Below are 603 nucleotides of genomic sequence, written 5' to 3'. Positions count from 1 at the left end.
CCAACTTGTTGCACACATCGCAAACAACAAATTCCAAAATCCGCTGCCGAATGCATAAGACAATACGATAACAATCAGTAATGTTGGTACATTTGAAACAACGTTATATACTTCAATCATAAATCGATCCACTACTTTAGAGCTTCCCCAAATAGCGCCTACCACTACGCCAACAACAGTAGTTATCACTGTTGCCAATAAGCCGATTGATATAGACGTTCTAGCTCCTGCCCAAACAGCATCAAATAAAGATTGTCCATTTGAATCTGTTCCAAACCAGTTCTCACTTGATGGCCAATTATAACGTTTAGAAAAATCATTGATTCCTTCAACATTCATAAAATCATAATGACTGAACAATGGTTGGATAAAGGAAAGCCCTAAAATAATCAGCAATATAATGAGCATACTGATAGCAATTTTACTGCTGAAAAACTTTCTGCCTACTGATTTCCAATAAGAATATTTTGGAGCATCGATTTTTTCTGAAACCAAAGAATCTAACTCAACGAACTGAAACTTGTCCATATTTGTATTTTGCGCCATATTAATGTCCCCCTTTTTTCGCTGATAAACTGATTCTAGGGTCAATAATGGTCAACA

Annotated in this window: 1 pseudogene; it reads right to left on the bottom strand. The window is 36.0% G+C overall.

Annotation, left to right across the window (positions count from 1 at the left end):
• A pseudogene (locus RT405_RS07885) lies at window positions 1–546 on the bottom strand (ABC transporter permease); the annotation flags it as partial.
• Window positions 547–603: the final 57 nt, after the last annotated feature.

This window comes from Carnobacterium sp., assembly GCF_032094055.1.
Lineage (GTDB): Bacteria > Bacillota > Bacilli > Lactobacillales > Carnobacteriaceae > Carnobacterium_A.
This window is presented reverse-complemented; position numbering and strand designations above follow the sequence as displayed.